We start from the raw sequence: 17,105 nt of genomic DNA, 5'->3' as shown, positions 1-17,105 counted from the left end.
GCCGCGTTGATCCTGCAACGTACGCGCTGCGTCTCGACATGCACCGATCAAACGATCGGCAACCCCCGTGTCGAAATTCATTTTACTCCATCAAATAGATAAACTGCCGACGGCTCCACTATACCTAATGCGCTCGACGGATTCTGAATCACTTTCGGAAAGCGCTGAGCGCTGGACGAGCGGCTCCGTGGAATTCTCCGGGCCCCCGCGGAGTTGTCCCGAACATGCACAACAAACGGATCGGTTTCCTCTCCTTCGGTCACTGGGCCCGCGTCCCCGGTTCCCTCGTGACAACGGCTGGGGAGGCCCTGAAACAGGGGATCGAACTCGCTGTGGCTGCTGAGGAACTGGGCATCGACGGAGCCTTCTTCCGGGTGCACCACTTCGCCCGGCAGCAAGCATCGCCCTTTCCACTGCTGAGCGCTATTGCGGCACGGAGCAGCCGGATCGAAATGGGCACCGGCGTGATCGACATGAGGTACGAAAACAGCCTATACATGGCCGAGGAAGCAGCAGCCACGGACCTCATCAGTGATGGGCGGCTGCAGCTCGGAGTGAGCCGTGGTTCACCCGAACCCGCACGGAACGGAGCAGCCAACTTCGGCTACGCCCCCGAGGACGGTGAGGACGGTGGCGACATGGCCCGCCGCCACACTGCATTGTTCCGCAAAGCCATCGCCGGGCACGGGGTGGCCGAAGCGGACCCACATTACTCCGGCGGGGCCACAGGTCTGCTGCCCATCCAACCCCAGTCACCCGGCCTCCCGCAGAGAATCTGGTGGGGCGCCGGAACCCGGAAGACTGCAGTCTGGGCAGCAGAGCAAGGCATGAACCTCATGAGCTCAACCCTCCTCACTGAGGACACGGGAGTGCCTTTCGATGAACTGCAAGCCGAGCAGATCCGAATGTTCCGCGAAGCCTGGGCCGCCGCCGGACACGACTTTGAGCCACGAATCTCCGTCAGCCGAAGCGTGATCCCCATCGTGGACGACGTCGACAACCACTACTTCGGTCTGCGTGCCCAAGCGGACAGCCAGGACCAGGTAGGAATTCTCGACGGCGCGTTGTCCCGTTTCGGGAAAAGCTACATCGGTGAGCCGGATCGACTGGCGGACGAACTGGCGAAGGACGCAGCAGTGCAAGCAGCCGACACGGTCCTGCTCACAGTGCCCAACCAGCTTGGCGTCGACTACAACGCCAAGCTGCTGGGCAACGTCGCCAAGCACGTCGCTCCTGCTTTCGGTTGGAGCGCCAAAGCCTAGGACGCCACCGCCACCAGCTCGAGAACAGAAGACGAAGCAGGCTCCGCGAACACCCGGTACCCCCGTTCGTGATCGAACCCGTGTATTTCACGCGTATCCAAAGCAGCCATGAATTCGAGGGTTTGCCGGGTAATCACCTGCCCCGGGACCAGGATGGGAAACCCGGGCGGATACGGCGTCACGAACCCTGCGGAGATTACTTCCTGTCCTTCGGCCACGGCAGACGCCACCTGAGCCGCGGACAAGTAAACCGTGGAATCGGGCTTGTAACTCTCAAAGTAGGCGGACCGGATGTCCCCGTCCTCGCAGGAATCATCCGTACGGAAGCGCGCGGCGAAGGTGCTGAAGTCGGGGAGCGGGGGAGTCGGGCGGGGAGCGTCGGACGAGGCGGGAAGTGACCGCTGCCGCGCCGAAGGATGCGGGTTCTCAAAACCTTCAGCGAGTTTCACCAGGACCTCGATCAGGTACGCCACGGAGCTTCGGGACGTGCCGATGTTGGTCATGAACAGCACAGTGTTCCGTGAGGTCTTGTTCACCTGTATGCCGTGATCGTCCATGAGGTAGCTGTGGCGGAAAGTGTCGCCGTCGATCCCTGTCTTGCTGATGTCCAGCGTCAGGCGGCTGGGATCGATGACGAATTCGTCCCGCTGCCAGGCGTCCTCCAGCTCCGACAGCCCATCCCGCAGCGGCATGCTGGAGCCGGTTTCCCTGTAGCGCGGACCGATGAGGTCCCGCGAGGAGAGCACCCGGAAGTACTTCTTCAGCAGGGGATGCCGGGCCACGGCTTGGGCCACGGACACGGCAAGGTCGGATTGCCGTTGCACCAGGCCGAAACCTTCCAGTTCCACCTGTCGTCTGCCAATGTCCAGGGAAGCCAGAATTTGGTAGTTGGGCGAGGTGGACGTGTGGGTCATGTATGCCTCGCGGAAGGACTCCCGGTTGGAGCCGGCGAAGTCCTGGTCATACACGTGGATCATGGAACCCTGCCGCAGCGAGGTCAACGTTTTGTGGGTTGACTGCGTTGCGTAGACCCGCAGGCGTGCCTTGGCAGGATCCGGAATCAGCCTGGTGGTGAGCCAGGCTTCGTCATCAACGGGTTCGCCGGTGACAGGGTCATGAAGGGCGGCGGCCTGTTCCGCGTACCGGGTGGCGTAGGCGGGATCCGTGAAGGAAGCTTCCAGGGCGGCTGCAGCCGCCATGCCGGTTCGACGCCGGTACACCGGATGGGAGCGGGCGAAGGCAAACCACGCCTCGTCCCACAGGAAAACCAGATCCGGTTTGATGGCCAGGCATTCCTCCATGACCCTTTCGACGTCGTAGACAACGCCGTCAAACGTGCAGTTGGTGAGGGTGACCATCTTCACTTCATGAAGCCGGCCTGCCCGCCGGTATTCCAGGAGCCTCCGCTTCAGGCTGGTCAAAGGGACAGCACCATAAAACGCGTACTTGTCCAGGGGATAGGCATCCAGGTAGGAGACTCGGGCACCGGCAAGCACAAAGGCGTAGTGGTGCGATTTGTGGCAGTTGCGGTCCACCAGCACAACATCGCCCGGAGCAAGCAGCGATTGATGAACGATCTTGTTGGCCGTGGACGTGCCGTTGGTGACGAAGTAGGTTCGCTGCGCCCCGAAGGCCCGGGCCGCGAGTTCCTGTGCGCGTTTGATGGACCCATGCGGATCCAGCAAAGAGTCGAGACCGCCCGAGGTGGCAGACGTTTCGGCCAACAGCAGGTTTGTCCCGTAAAAATCGGCCATGTCCCGGATCCACGGTGAAGTCCCTACAGACGCACCCCGGGAAATCGGCAGGGCGTGGAAGACGCTGGCCGGGCGGCGGCTGTAGTCCTGCAACGCCGTGAAGAACGGTGTTTCGTAGCGTTCGGCCACCCCGGATAGCAGTGACAGATGCAGGTCCAGATGATCCTGTCGCCGGAAAATCCGCCGGAACTTCCTGGTGAGGGATCCCGCCAGGGACTCGATGGAAACCCCTGCCACCAAGTAGACGTCCAGTTCCGGCCGCAGCCCGGAAATTGCATCGGCCAGCGCAAGGATCCGTCTGATGGGTCGCGAGTCCTGCAAGTCTGCGGAGGTATGCCGGGCCAGGAACGTCCGGAGGTCGCTGCCCAACAGGTGGGAGCTGCGGAGGGAGAAGCCCGGGCGAAGAACTACGGACTGGATATCGGGGTTCAGCATGATGGCCACCAAGGCATCCTCATAGCTGGGAACCACGTTGACCGTGTACGTGAACGCATCCGAAGGGCGGCGCTGCGCAGCCATGGTGTTCTTGAGCGCCTCGGCTTCTTCGGGCTCAATGGTATCCACCACCAGGACCTCAAAGCGTGGCCGCTCCGCCGGCTCGGACTGGTCAACAACTTCCTCGTCCGGGAGCTCAGCGCGCGGCACTGCAGCTGTTTCCCCGGCAGAGGCGAGCGGGAGGTGGGACAAACCGCCCAGAAGCTGGAGCGCGGCCTGGGGTTCGCCGTCGTCGATTAATTGGCGCAACTGGGCCACGGCGTTGACTCCAGGCTCGGCCCAATAGGGTTCCACCGCCGCCAGGAGGGCAAAAGTCCGGTCGATCTGGGACAGCAAACCGGACTCCTGGTATCTGGCCGAGGCGAGCTGCCTGAGGGCGTACCCCAGGAACTCCCACGCATCGGCTCGGGACCGCCAGGCCCTGCTGGGGGTGCCGATTCTGGGGGACGGCGAAGAGGTGCTCATGTGTTTCACTTTCAAACTGAAAAGGGGTCTAGGACGTCAGGGCTGTACGGATGCGGCCGCGATACGCATACCAGCCGGCTATCAGCAGCGGCGCCAACACCAGCATCGAGGCCAGCACCCAGCGACCTGTTTCCGAGAACCCCATGGTGACCAGGACAAAGGCCAGGAAACCGAGCGTGAGGTAGGAGGTAAAAGGCGCTCCGAACAGCCGGAAGGCCGGGCGTACCACCTTGCCGCTGCGAACCCAGTGCTGGAGTTTGATGTGACAGAGCATGATGGTGGCCCAGCCGCCGATGATTCCCACGGCAGAGATTTCCAGCACGATCTCAAAGACCTGCGAGGGGACAACGGCGTTCAATCCAACGCCCACCAGGGTGATGGCCGCTGTCAGGAGGATGCCACCGTAGGGCACTCCGGACGCGCTGATCCGTCCGGTGAATTGCGGAGCCGAGCCGTTCACAGCCATGGACCGGAGGATGCGGCCAGTGGAATAGAGACCGGCGTTGAGGCTGGAGAGCGCGGCGGTGAGGACCACGAAGTTCATCACGGACGCCGAGATGGCTCCGGCCTGCGGATCACCGAGATGCGAGAAGAAGGTGACAAACGGGGATTCGCCGGCTTTGTAGGACGTGAAGGGAAGCAGGAGCGAGAGCAGCAGGACTGAGCCCACGTAGAAGACCCCGATGCGGATCACCACGGTGTTCACGGCCTTGGGCATCACCTTGTGGGGGTTGGCGGTTTCGCCGGCCGCGGTGCCCACCAGTTCCACAGCAGCGTAGGCGAACACCACGCCGCTGATGGCCAAAAGCGGCGCCACGGAGCCCATGGGGAACATGCCACCGTTCTCAGCGATGACGTTGAAGCCCGGAACGCCAACGTCCGTCCGGCCGCCGAAAACAATGAAGCAGATTCCCACCACGAGGAACGTCACAAGAGCACCCACCTTGATCATGGCGAACCAGAACTCCATCTCGCCAAAGATCTTCACGGACACCAGGTTCAGGGAGAGCACCACTACCAAAGCGATCAATGCGATCAACCACTGCGGGATGTCGTTGATGGGTGCCCAATATTGGCCCCAGAACTTCACATACAGGGCTACGGCGGTGACGTCCACAATGGAGGTCATGGCCCAGTTCAGGAAGTAGAGCCAGCCCGCGGTGTAGGCCATTTTCTCGCCGTAGAACTCCCGGGCGTAGGAAACGAACGAGCCCGACGTGGGGCGGTACAGCACCAACTCGCCCAGTGCCCGCAGGATCAGGAACGCGAAGAAGCCGCAGACGGCATAGACCAGCACCAGCGCAGGTCCGGACCCGTTCAGGCGGCCTCCGGCGCCCATGAAGAGCCCGGTACCAATTGCGCCTCCGATGGCGATCATCTGGATCTGCCGGGGCTTGAGGGTCTTGCGGTAGCCGGTTTCCTCTTGGGCGAAAGCGTTCGACGGCGGACTGGCAGCCAGGTCTGTTGGGGAAGGAAGGGTTTGTGTGGACGCAGGGGTGGGTATCACTTCGGGGGTCTCCTTTGACTCCGTTGCCACCACAGGTGGCTCAATACTCCACAACGTGGGGCTGGCTGCCTCGCAGTTGCGCCTGAAAATGGCCGCGCTGCAGTCAGTCTTTGTGGTGTGTGGGACAGTCACCAACTCTAGGTCGCTGCCGTCGACAACAAATTGGCTGGCGAACCAAATTCGGGGCCCGACTCTTGTGCCGGCGGGACAACACTGGTGTTCTGGAGGGCCGGTAATGTTTCTCGCTGTGCGTGCCTGCGCACATGTACCGGCGGCGCCCTCAATGGCGAGGAAGCGTACTGCTGAAGAAACTGATGTGGAGAGGAAGCGATAGCTTCGTTGAAAGCCCTGGAAATTGACGACGACGGAGTCGTCACCTTATTGAGCGACGTCCTGGAAGACCTGGGTGTCGGCAACGCCCGGTTGCTGCTGGCCCCGGCAGAGGACAACAGAACCGTTCGCGAAACTGTCATTGTTGATGCTGAAGACGACGACGAGATCCGCCCAGGGTCCCTGGTCATGTTGATCGGCGTTCGCGGGCGTGCGGCGCTCCCTGCGCTCCGCCGCATCATGGCGGGCCGTCCCACAGCAGTTGCTGTCAAGGGCAGTGAACGCGAGTTGGAAGCCGCAGCAGAGTTGCTCCAACCGACCGGCATTGGACTGGTGGCTGTTGCCCCGGGGCTCCGCTGGGATAAGTTCGAGAGCATCGCGCTGGACCGGGTCCGGGAGAACGATGTGCCAGGGGAGACCCCCACGTCAGTTCACCGCGACTTGTTCGCGATCGCCCAAACTACGGCCACACTGACCAACGGCCACGTGGTGATCGAAGATCCGGGCAACAGGGTCCTTGCCTACTCCCCGGCATCCAATGACGTTGACGAGCTCCGCCGGCTGTCCATCCTGGCGAGGCGTGGCCCTGAAAAGTACCAAAAACTCCTGAAGGAATCAGGGGTCTACAAGCACCTGCAGGCCACTGAAGCGCCTGTCCATGTGGAAGCCAACCTTGATGCGGGTCTTCGTGAACGTGTGGCGATCGGCATTCACGCGGGCAGCCGGGTCATGGGTTACATCTGGTTGCAGGAAGGTGCCGAACCTTTGGCGGTCAACACGGACCGCATCATGGTGGGTGCGGCCCGGCACGCGGCCATCGAGTTGGTGCGCCACCGCAATGAGCAGTCCCAGTCGATGCGCGAGGACCGGGTTTCCAGCCTGCTCAGTGGCACCGCCCAAGTCCATTCGCAGGCCCAATCGGCAGGCATCGATCCGTCGAAGCCAGCGGCTTTGGTCCTGATCTCGGCGGGCGGGCTCAGCCAGAGCGCGGCGGGGCTTCAGCTCCGCAGGGGAGAGCTCTCCAAAGTGGCATCAATCCACGCCGCAGCCTACCGGCCAGGCGCCGTAGTGGGGGCGTTGGGGATGGAAACGGCCATCATCCTCCCCGACGTGGACCCGCTGAAGTCCCTCCCCGCCATCAACCGGCTGGTCAACACCATCGTTCGTGATGCCACCACCCACCTTCATTTCCAGGTGCAGGCAGCAGTTGGTCCCATCGTTCCGCGCCTGGACGCCCTGCACGCCACCCTTGATCACGTGCGCAGCGTCCTCAAAGTCATGGAAGCAACACCGGACGTGCGCGTGGCCTCGTACAGCGACGTGGAAACGACGGTCCTGACCAGGGAATTGCTGGAGTTGCTGGAATCGCGGACTACCCTGCGTCATGCAGGAATCACCCGGCTGTGCGGCCGCTACCCGGAATTCGCATTGACCCTCCTGACTTACCTGGAGTTCTTTGGCGACGTGAACCGGTGCGCCGAGGAATTGGCCGTCCACCGCAACACTGTTCATTACAGGCTCCGCCGCGCATGCGAAGTGGCTGGCGTGGACCTGCAATCCGCGGATGAACGGCTCCTGGCCCACCTTCACATCAGGCTTTGGACCTACGCAGGGACAAAGGGCTAGGACAGTGGACATTCAGAACCTCCTCGACGACATTGTCGGAGCAGTTCAACCGCATATCGGCCAAGGAGATGTGGCTGACTACATCCCGCAGCTCGGTGCTGTAGACCCGCATCAATTCGGAATCTCGGTAGTTACCCGCGACGGTGAAGTCTTCTCGGCGGGCGATGCGCACGTGGAGTTCTCCATTCAAAGCATCTCCAAGGTGTTCGCCCTCGCCCTGGTGCTGGCTTCCGACGGCGACCACATCTGGAAAAGGGTTTTTCGCGAACCGTCGGGCAATCCGTTCAACTCCTTGGTTCAGCTAGAGAGCGAGGAAGGCATTCCCCGGAACCCGTTCATCAACGCGGGCGCAATAGTGGTGACGGACCGGCTCCTCAGCATCACAGGCAACGCGGCACATGCCGTCAGGGATCTGATGCGCCAGGAGACCACCAAGGAAAGCATCGATACAGATCACCACGTGGCTGATTCCGAACTCGCCAACAGCCACCGCAATGCCTCCCTGGCCCACTTCCTGGCAAGTTGCGGAAACCTTGAAAACCCCGTGGATGAGGTTCTGGAGTCATACGCGAAGCAGTGCGCCCTGGCCATGACCTGTGAAGACCTGGCGATCGCAACCCGGTTCCTTGCATCCAACGGATTGGGATCTGAGGGCACTCTGGTGCTGTCTCCAGCCCAGACCAAGCGCATCAACGCCGTCATGCTGACCTGCGGAACGTACGACGCCGCGGGCGAGTTCGCCTACCGGGTCGGGCTGCCAGGCAAGAGCGGGGTCGGTGGGGGAATCGTTGCCGTGGTTCCCAACAAGTGCTCCATCAGCGTGTGGAGTCCCGGCCTGGGAAGGTCCGGGAATTCGGTTGCGGGAGTAGCGGCACTGGACGAATTCACCACCCGTACTGGCTGGTCGGTCTTTTAGGCGCATGATGGTGTCATGACCCCCAAGGACGGAAAGGCCACGAAAACAGTCAAGGCCCGCAAGCCTGCTGCGCCGGCACCGGGAACCCAGCCCACCGCCGTCGCCTTTTTGGAGCGTCTGAAGATCCGTCAGTCAGACATCGAGCAAGCCAAATACCAGCGCTATTTCAAGACCGGCAAAGGTGACTATGCCGAAGGCGACTTCTTCATGGGCGTGCGCATGGGTGAAGTTTTCACGCTCAGCAAAGAGTTCGCGGCCATGTCAATGGAGGACATCGAAAAGCTTCTGGAGCAGCACATCCATGAGGCCCGTGCGGGCGCTGTAAAGATCATGTCGCTCCAATCCCAGAAAAAGAAGACCACCGAAGAGCGGCGTCGCGAACTTTACGAGCTCTACCTGCGAAGGCACGACCGGATCAACAACTGGGATCTCGTGGACCTGGGCGCGGGACGGGTGGTGGGTGGCTGGCTCATGGACAAACCGCGGGACCCGCTCTACGAACTCGCCCGCTCGGAGAACATGTGGGAACGCCGGACCGCCATCGTCGCCACCTCGGCGTTCATCCGTGAAGGCCAACTGGACGACACCTTCGCCATCGCAGAGATCCTGCTCCACGACAAGGAGGACCTCATCCAAAAAGCCGTGGGTGGGTGGGTCCGTGACGCCGGGCGCAGCAGCCGCGAACGCCTGCTGGCTTTCCTCGACGAACACGCAGCCACCATGCCGAGGACAGCGCTACGTTACGCGATCGAGCATCTGGGCAAGGAGCAGCGGGCCTACTACCTGACGCTTAAAGACAGGGTTTCCCCGAACTAGCGGGGCAGTATGTGACGTTGGATTACCCAGCGTTACCGGGTGTTTCCAAGCCTTTGAAGCATGTTACGGGGCCGCCCTACAGTTTTTTCATGGCAATACAGGACATTTACCCCACCGCACTGCGGCTGCTTGGCCGCCCGGTGCTGGTGGTGGGCGGCGGCCCCGTCGCGGAGCGTCGCGCCAAGGGACTGCTCGACGCCGGTGCGAAAGTTACCGTCGTCGCGCCCGTTGCCACTGAAAACCTCCACGGACTCGCCGCTTCCGGGCTGCTCACCTTGGAGCAGCGCGAGTACCGCACGGCAGACCTCGACGGCGTCTGGTTCGCTCAGACCGCCACGGGCACTTCCGCTGTGGACACCCAGGTAGCGGCCGACGCCGAAGCGCAGCGCATCTGGTGCGTCAACGCCTCCGATCACGAAGCATCAGCCGCCTGGACACCCGCCGTTGCCGTGGTGGACGACGTCAAGATCGCCATCAACGCCGGGGGAGACCCGCGCCGTGCAATGGCCCTTCGCAACGCAGTGGCAACCGCCCTGGAAACAGGTGACCTGCCGCTCCGCCGTCACCGCAAGCCGGATGCCTCGGGCAAGACTCCCGCTGGTTCGGTCGCCCTGGTTGGCGGCGGTCCCGGCGACTCGGGACTCATCACAGTCCGCGGCCGACGCCTACTGGGCCAGGCCGACGTCGTGGTTGCTGACCGTCTTGGCCCGCGCGAGCTGCTCAAGGAGCTTGCGCCGGATGTCCGCGTGATCGAAGTCGGCAAGACGCCTGGCCACCATCCCGTCCCGCAGCTCGAGATCAACCGCATCCTCGTGGACGAAGCCCTCAAGGGCAACCGCGTGGTCCGCCTCAAAGGCGGCGACCCCTATGTCCTGGGTCGCGGTGGCGAGGAAGCAGAATTCTGCCGGCAGAACGGCGTCGAGGTTGAAGTGGTGTCCGGCGTGACGTCGGCAATTTCCGTTCCGGCTGCCGCGGGTATTCCCGTAACGCACCGCGGCTTGGCCAAAGGCTTCAGCGTGGTGACCGGCCATGAAGAGCTGTCCGAAGTCCCCGCCCGGCCCGATCACACTGTGGTGTTGCTCATGGGAGTGGCACAATTGCGCGATTCCGTGGCTGCGCTGGCGGGCTCAGGTCTGCCTTTGGACACACCAGTAGGTATCGTAGAGAACGGGTATTTGCCGGAACAGCGCGTCACCATCGGCACTTTGGGGAGCATCGCGGACCAGGCGAAAGCCGTCGGGGTGGCCAATCCAGCCGTCATCGTGATCGGCGATGTGGTCCGTGTGAGCCCCTTCGCGCCGCAGCATTTCAAGACCGCTGACTACAGCACCATCACCCCCAACCGCCCGCGCGTTCGCAGTAACTGAGAAGAAGAAGGAACACAGCCGTGTCAATTAGCACCCCCGTAGGTTCTGCGGACCGTCCGCTCCGCGTCGCCGTGATCGGCTCCGGTCCGGCCGGCGTGTACGCAGCGGACATCCTGACCAAGAGCGAAGCCGTCAAGAGCGGCGAACTCACCGTCAGCATCGACCTCTTTGACCGTTACCCCGCACCCTACGGCCTGATCCGTTACGGCGTTGCCCCGGACCACCCCCGCATCAAGGGCATCGTCAACGCCCTGCACAAGGTCCTGGACCGCGGCGACATCCGCTTCTTCGGCAACGTTGACTACGGCACGGACATCTCCGTCGAGGACCTCCGCAAGCACTACGACGCCATCATCTTCGCCACGGGCGCCATCAAGGACGCAGACCTGAACATCCCGGGCATCGAACTCGAGGGCTCCTTCGGCGGTGCCGACTTCGTGTCATGGTTCGACGGACACCCGGACGTTCCCCGCGAATGGCCGCTGGAAGCCAAGGAAATCGCCGTCCTCGGCAACGGCAACGTGGCCCTTGACGTCGCCCGCGTCCTGTCCAAGCACGCCGATGACCTCCTGGTCACCGAAATCCCGGACAACGTTTACGCTGGGCTCAAGAGCTCGCCGGTCACCGACGTCCACGTCTTCGGTCGCCGTGGTCCGGCCCAGGTGAAGTTCACCCCGCTGGAACTGCGCGAACTCTCGCACTCCAAGGACGTGGACATCATCCTCTACGCCGAGGACTTCGAATTCGACGAAGAATCCGACCGCCAGATCCAGAGCAACAACCAGATCAAGACCATGGTTGGCACACTCACCAACTGGATCGCCGAACAGCCCGAGGACCTCTCCGAGCTCACGGCGTCCCGCCGCCTGCACCTGCACTTCCTGCACAGCCCGGTTGAGATCGTCGACTCCACCGAAACCCCGGGCAAGGTTGCCGGAATCAAGTTCGAGCGCACCGAACTGGACGGCACTGGCAACGCCCGCGGTACCGGAGAGTTCATCGACTACCCGGTCCAGGCCGTATACCGCGCCATCGGCTACTTCGGCTCGGCCCTGCCTGACGTCGAATTCGACCACAAGAAGGGCGTCGTCACGAACGACGGCGGCCGCGTCCTTGACGCCGACGGGCAGCACGTGCCGGGCCTCTACGCAACGGGTTGGATTAAGCGTGGTCCTGTCGGCCTCATTGGCCACACCAAGGGCGATGCCCTGGAAACGGTCACGTACCTCTTGGAGGACCGCGAAAACCTGCCGGTCGCCGAAGTTCCTGCGGCAGACGCCGTCGTGGATCTGCTCGACGCCCGCGGTGTGAAGTTCACCAGCTGGGAAGGCTGGCTGGCCCTCGATGCGCACGAGCTCGCCCTCGGCGCCGCGGCCACCGAAGCCGGCGGTTCGCACGGTGTTGAGGTCAAGCGTGAGCGCATCAAGGTTGTTCCCCGCGAAGACATGGTCAACATCTCCCGCGACGGTGTAGCCGCGCAGGTCTAGTTCTTATTTCTCAAGGCAGCGGGGTCACTCTTTCGAGTGGCCCCGCTGCTGCTTATGGGCTCACCGCCAGCGGTACCCTGAGTCATGGACGTCGTTGTCATTGAAACTCCCCAGCTGGGGGACCGCAGCTACTTGGTGCACGACGGCTCCGTGGCGTTGGTGATCGATCCTCAACGGGACATTGACCGGGTTGAAGCAGCAGCCTTGGAAGCCGGCGTCCGGATCACCCATGTGGCCGAAACCCACCTCCACAACGACTACGTCACAGGCGGGCTGGTCCTGGCGGAGAAGCACGGCGCCGACTACCTGGTGAACGCCGAGGACGACGTCTCTTTCACCCGCGTCCCTGTCACCGACGGACAGGTCCTGCGCATTGGTCGGCTGTCCGTCAGGGCGGTGGCGACCCCGGGGCACACCCACACGCACCTCTCGTACGTGGTCACCGATGACGCGCACGACGGCGGCCCTGAGGCTGTGTTTTCCGGCGGCAGCCTGCTCTACGGTTCAGTCGGACGGACGGACCTGGTCTCGCCACATGACACAGCTGCGCTGGCGCATGAGCAGTACGCATCGGTCCGGCGCTTAGCCTCCCAAGCCAGCCCTGACGCGGCGTTGTACCCGACACACGGCTTTGGCTCGTTTTGTTCCATCGGCCCCGCCAGCCACCAGGATTCGTCCACCCTGCGTGAGCAATCCGAGTCCAACCACGCCCTGACGGACCCCAGCGAGGACCACTTCGTCTCAGAGTTGCTGGCAAACATCACGGCCTATCCCGCGTACTACGCCCACATGAGCCCACTCAACGCGGCCGGGGTTGGGCCGGCGGCGTTGGATGTGCCGGACTCCGTGGATGCCGAGGAGCTGGGCCGGCGTTTGAAGTCAGGGGAGTGGGTTGTCGACCTCCGGCACCGGGTGGCATTCGCGGACAGCCACCTGGACGGCAGCGTGAGCTTCGAATACGGCCGCGGGGACAACTTCACCAGGTACCTCGGTTGGGTGATCCCGTGGAACCAGCCGCTAACGCTGTTGGGCCCACTGGACGAGGTTGAGAAGGCGATCCGTGATCTGGCGAGAATCGGCATCGAAAGTCCGGATGCCGCCGTCGGGCCTGGCATTGAACTGCTGCGGACTGTGGCGCCAAGGCATCCGCGGGCGTCCTATCCGCACGGCGACTGGACCTTGCTGCTCCAAGAGAGGGCGAAGGAGGACGTGGTGCTGGACGTTCGGCGGCCCGAAGAATTCGAGGCCTCACACGTCAAGGGAGCCCTCAACATTCCCGTCTACGCTCTCCTTGGAAAGATGACAGGGATCCCCGACGCGAAGATCTGGGTTCACTGCGCCACGGGCTACCGGGCGGGTGTTGCCGCCAGCCTGCTGGACCGGGCCGGGCGGAAAGTGGTGCTGATCAACGCCAGGTTCAAGGACGCCGCGGGGGCAGGAGTCGAAACGGCGCCATGAACAGGAGAAGCTACCGGGGCGCCTGGTCCGAGCAGTAGTCCAGGTTCCGGTACACGCTGCGGATGGCGGCATCGGGGTCGTGGGCTTCGAGCGCGTCCACCAGTTCGTCATGGCCTTCACGGGGAATGCCGTTGAAGCCGCCCTTCCGCTGCTGACGCAGGAGGTCGTTATGGAAGACGCCGCCGAACGACACGTAGAGCTGGTGCAACAGCGGATTGCCGGATGCCAGGGCCACGCGCTCGTGGAACTCCCAGTCGGCGCTGGCCCACGTCGGATAGTCCTCGGCTTGCCACGCGTCGTGCCGGAGGGCCAGCAGGCGACGCATCTCGGCCAGGTCCTCGGCGGTGGCATGTTTGGTGGCGAGCCGGGCAGCCTGCGTATCGAGGCCGAGCCGGACTTCCACGATGTGTTCCTGCGTGTGCTCCAAGTACATGCGTTGGGCTGCGCCGGACATCTCGCTGTTGGCCCGGACATACGTGCCGTCACCCCGGCGGACCTCAAGCATGCCTGAGTGCGCCAGCGCTTTGATGGCTTCACGGAGGGTTCCCCGCGACACGCCTAAAGAAGACATGAGCTCGGGCTCAGCGGGGATGCGCTCCTGGAGCGGCCATTCGCCGGACTTGATCATGTCCCGCAGCTTGGCGGTGATCTCCTCGGCAAGGGCCGGGCGATGCGAAGGGGTCAGGGTCATGCAGTCCTCGGTCCGGTCTTGGTGGCAGTGCGCTTGCTGGTCAGCAGGTGGCAGGTAACCATGAGCGCAACCGCCACGATGGACAGCAGGCCCAGGGGCAGCACCCAGCCGCCGGTGGCGCTGTGGAGGAGTCCCATGCCGAACGGTCCAACTGCCGCAATCAAGTATCCCAGCGATTGGGCGATGGTGGAGAGCGCGGTGGTTTCCGCAGTCGACCGTCCGCTGCGGCTGATGATGACCAGAACCAGCGGGAAGATGCCCAAGCCGAACCCGAACAGCACGGCAGGAACCACCGCCAACGACGTCGGCAGCCAGATCATGGCGGCAATGGCCACCAAGGTGGAGCTGCTGGCGAGGTAGAGGGCAGGACGGAGCATGCCGGGACGGGAGCCGAAGGCGAGAAGGATCATGCCGGCAGCAACCGAGACCAACTGCATCACGCCGAACTGCAGGCCGCTTTCGGAGGCGCTGAGTCCTTGGGAGGTGAGGATGTAGGCGAACCAGCTCATCACGGCGTAGGCGAGGAAGGCTTGGAACGTAAAGATGGCGGTGATCAGAATGCCCAAGCGCGTGCGCAACAGTGGCCACATGGACACCCTCGGCCGATCCGTCTTGGTGGTGTTCCGGTGGGTGTGCAGGACTATCGGCAGGAAGCCGAGGAGGGCTGCGACACCCAGCAGGCCCCAGGCAGCCAGACCCATGGAGGGCGAACCGAGTTCCTGCGCCAAGGGAACGCTGACGACTGCGGCGAAGGTGGCGCCGCCGGACATGGTGAAAGTGTAGAGACCGGTCATCATTGAGGTGCGTTCGGCGTAGTGCTCGCGGATGAACGACGGCATGGCGACGTTGCAGACGGCCAGGCCGGACATCGCCAGGACAGTGCCGCCCAACAGCGCGCCCGTCACCGGAATGCCACGCACCAGCAAGCCGCCGGCGAGCAGTGCCAAAGCGATGGCAATGGCTTTCTCGACGCCAACCCGACGGGTCAACCAGGATGTTCCCATCCCCGCTACGGCGAAGCACAGCAGCGGGATGGAAGGCAGGATGGACGCCACCAGCGCGCCGTAGCCCAGCACTTGCTGCAACTCGTGGAACAGTGCTGCGGCACTGGTGATGCCCGCGCGCAGGTTCAGCCCGATGAGGATGACGGCAATAATGCCGACGACGGCGACGACGCGCGTCTTGGGGACCGCCGAGCTTGCCGAAAGCGCGGGCGCCACCTGGGCAGGGCTAACAGTAGGGATGTTTCCAGTGCTGGGGGTAAGAGGAGTCGTCGCGGCCATATCTAAAGGTTAGACGTTTGACGTCTAATGTCTAGAGTTTTGTGGCGAAGCTCTCCGCATGTGGTCGCGGGCGGCATTTAGCGCGGGTTGCGGGAGCCCAATCGCTGCACCGCCAACGCCAGCCACAGCTGCACCCGGTCCGGCGTCTGGGAGGGGTCGTACCCAGTTAGTTCGGTGATCTGCGCCAGACGGTACCGCACGGTGTTGCGGTGCAAGGTCAAAGCCTCGGCAACCGCAGCTACTGAGCCATTGTGGTTCAGGTAGCTCTCCAACGTGGCCACCAACTCGGCTCCGTGGGCAGCGTCGAACTTCCGCAGCGGCGTGAGGGACTCGCTGGCCATGTCCGCGAGAGGAACGTCCTCGCTGGCCAGCAACAGCGATGTCAGGCTGAGGCGTTCCGGTTCGTTGACCGGCAAGCCGTGTGCGACGGCGTCGCGGGCTTCGAAGTAGCTCCAGCGCAAACCGTTCGGTTTTGTGTAGGCGCCGCCGATGCCGATCACGGCATGGATTCCGGCTTCCTGAAGGTGATCGCTCAGGCTTTTGGCCAGTGCTGTGGCGGAACTGCCGTCATCGCTGATGACCGTGACCAGGTCCTTCCCGACGACGGCGCTGACGCCCGCCTCCAAGGCCTGGGGCAGCGAAATGCTGACCAGTTGCTTATGGTGGGCCGTGGACTCGGCAACCAGCACGACGTTCTTCCTGGTGCTGTTGATGCCGACACCTGCCAAGCGTCGGGCGGCTTCGATGGTCTCCAGGGTTCCGTGGATGACGTCGTCCAGCACCTGGCCTGCCATGGCCCGTTGGGATTGCCGCTGCTTGACCATGTTGTTGAGTTCCACGCTGATCAGGTTCTGCGCGTAGCTGACAATTCCGGAGTCCACGAACGGCTGCCTCAGCCACAGCGTGCAGGCATCCCTGCGGCCGGTGGGAATCGGATACGAAGCCCAGCCATCCGCCGTCGGCGCCGGTTTCCCGGCCACGCTGTTATAGAGCTGGGCGCTGAACTGGGTCAGGACAACGTCGGTGCGGAGCATGCTGCCCAGCTGCTTGAGGAGTTCGTTGAGGCCGCCACCGGTCAGGAGTGAGCGGGCCAGGATCTGGTGCCCGGCGAGGAGCCGTTCCAGGTTGGAGTAGTGGTCTGCCGAGTGCGACTCGGCCACGAGCTTTCCGATGGCAATGAAGGGAATTTCGTAGGGGACTTGCACCAGGGGCAGGCCCCAACGGTTCGCCTCTGCGATGAGGGCCTCCGGGACGGTCTCATGCGTCAGGCCGATGCCGAATCCGATGCCCACGGCGCCGGCACGCTGGACCTGGCGGACAAAGCGCCGCTGGTCGGCAGCACTCTTGAGCCGCAACCCTGTGGTGAGGACCAGTTCTCCGCCACTGAGGAACCGTTGCGGGTCTTCCAGTTCCGTCACGGCAACCCAGCTGATGTCCTGGTTCCACGTGGTTTCGGCGAGGCCGGCTTGGCGGAGTTTCAGGGAGGGGACAGCGAGGAGCGAAGCGAGGGACATTGCCATACTTAAAGCGTAACCCGACGCTGGTCAAGCGCACTAAGCGAAGGGTTCCTGTGTGTGCAGCTGACTATTCCTTGCACCCCCTCCCTGGCATAGGCTCTGATCAGCTAAAACCCATGCCCAGACACCGA

General features: G+C 63.2%; 12 protein-coding genes. 7 read left to right on the top strand and 5 right to left on the bottom strand.

Going from position 1 to position 17,105, the window contains the following annotated elements; translation table 11 throughout:
* The first annotated feature begins 224 nt into the window (after positions 1-224).
* Positions 225-1,262, top strand: coding sequence for an LLM class flavin-dependent oxidoreductase (locus QF015_RS07585; RefSeq protein ID WP_429388122.1), 1,038 nt, complete (start codon positions 225-227; stop codon positions 1,260-1,262).
* Here the strand turns inward: QF015_RS07585 and QF015_RS07580 are convergent.
* Both QF015_RS07580 and QF015_RS07575 read right to left on the bottom strand, forming a co-directional pair.
* On the bottom strand, positions 1,259-3,976 hold the full coding sequence (locus QF015_RS07580) for an aminotransferase class I/II-fold pyridoxal phosphate-dependent enzyme (protein WP_429388119.1): 2,718 nt from the start codon (positions 3,974-3,976) through the stop codon (positions 1,259-1,261). The two genes, QF015_RS07585 and QF015_RS07580, sit on opposite strands and share 4 nt — an antisense overlap.
* 28 nt (positions 3,977-4,004) lie before the next feature.
* Entirely contained in the window at positions 4,005-5,483 is a 1,479-nt protein-coding gene (locus QF015_RS07575) for an amino acid permease (protein ID WP_429388116.1), read from the bottom strand.
* A gap of 339 nt (positions 5,484-5,822) precedes the next feature.
* On the opposite strand from QF015_RS07575, the gene QF015_RS07570 reads away from it, so the two are divergent.
* From QF015_RS07570 to QF015_RS07545, 6 genes are all read left to right on the top strand, one after another.
* Entirely contained in the window at positions 5,823-7,439 is a 1,617-nt protein-coding gene (locus QF015_RS07570) for a PucR family transcriptional regulator (RefSeq protein WP_310206350.1), read from the top strand.
* A gap of 4 nt (positions 7,440-7,443) precedes the next feature.
* On the top strand, positions 7,444-8,355 hold the full coding sequence (locus QF015_RS07565) for a glutaminase (protein WP_429388112.1): 912 nt from the start codon (positions 7,444-7,446) through the stop codon (positions 8,353-8,355).
* A gap of 15 nt (positions 8,356-8,370) precedes the next feature.
* Positions 8,371-9,171 carry a DNA alkylation repair protein gene (locus QF015_RS07560; protein WP_429388109.1) on the top strand — a complete coding sequence of 267 codons (801 nt, stop codon included), beginning with the start codon at positions 8,371-8,373 and terminating at the stop codon, positions 9,169-9,171.
* A gap of 89 nt (positions 9,172-9,260) precedes the next feature.
* Positions 9,261-10,538 carry a uroporphyrinogen-III C-methyltransferase gene (gene cobA, locus QF015_RS07555; RefSeq protein WP_429388107.1) on the top strand — a complete coding sequence of 426 codons (1,278 nt, stop codon included), beginning with the start codon at positions 9,261-9,263 and terminating at the stop codon, positions 10,536-10,538.
* A gap of 20 nt (positions 10,539-10,558) precedes the next feature.
* Positions 10,559-12,025 (top strand): FAD-dependent oxidoreductase, encoded by a 1,467-nt coding sequence (locus QF015_RS07550; RefSeq protein WP_429388104.1) that lies wholly within the window; start codon positions 10,559-10,561, stop codon positions 12,023-12,025.
* An 84-nt stretch (positions 12,026-12,109) separates the two neighbouring features.
* Positions 12,110-13,483 (top strand): MBL fold metallo-hydrolase, encoded by a 1,374-nt coding sequence (locus QF015_RS07545; protein ID WP_429388101.1) that lies wholly within the window; start codon positions 12,110-12,112, stop codon positions 13,481-13,483.
* 10 nt (positions 13,484-13,493) lie between these two features.
* Here QF015_RS07545 and QF015_RS07540 read toward each other — a convergent pair whose 3' ends face one another.
* The 3 genes from QF015_RS07540 to QF015_RS07530 all read right to left on the bottom strand — a co-directional run bounded on the left by QF015_RS07540 (position 13,494) and on the right by QF015_RS07530 (position 16,977).
* Complete coding sequence (locus QF015_RS07540) at positions 13,494-14,174, bottom strand: FadR/GntR family transcriptional regulator (RefSeq protein ID WP_310206339.1); 681 nt, start codon at positions 14,172-14,174, stop codon at positions 13,494-13,496.
* Positions 14,171-15,457, bottom strand: coding sequence for an MFS transporter (locus tag QF015_RS07535; protein ID WP_310206337.1), 1,287 nt, complete (start codon positions 15,455-15,457; stop codon positions 14,171-14,173). Before QF015_RS07535 ends, QF015_RS07540 begins: the two co-directional genes overlap by 4 nt.
* 77 nt (positions 15,458-15,534) lie before the next feature.
* The gene (locus tag QF015_RS07530; RefSeq protein WP_310206335.1) at positions 15,535-16,977 is read right to left on the bottom strand and encodes a PucR family transcriptional regulator; all 1,443 of its coding nucleotides are present in this window, start codon (positions 16,975-16,977) and stop codon (positions 15,535-15,537) included.
* Between the last annotated feature and the right edge of the window lie 128 nt (positions 16,978-17,105).

This window comes from Paenarthrobacter sp. TE4293, from assembly GCF_050435325.1.
In the GTDB taxonomy this organism is placed as follows: domain Bacteria; phylum Actinomycetota; class Actinomycetes; order Actinomycetales; family Micrococcaceae; genus Arthrobacter; species Arthrobacter nitroguajacolicus_C.
The sequence above is the reverse complement of the archived record's forward strand: the minus strand, read 5'-3'. Positions and strand labels throughout refer to the sequence as shown.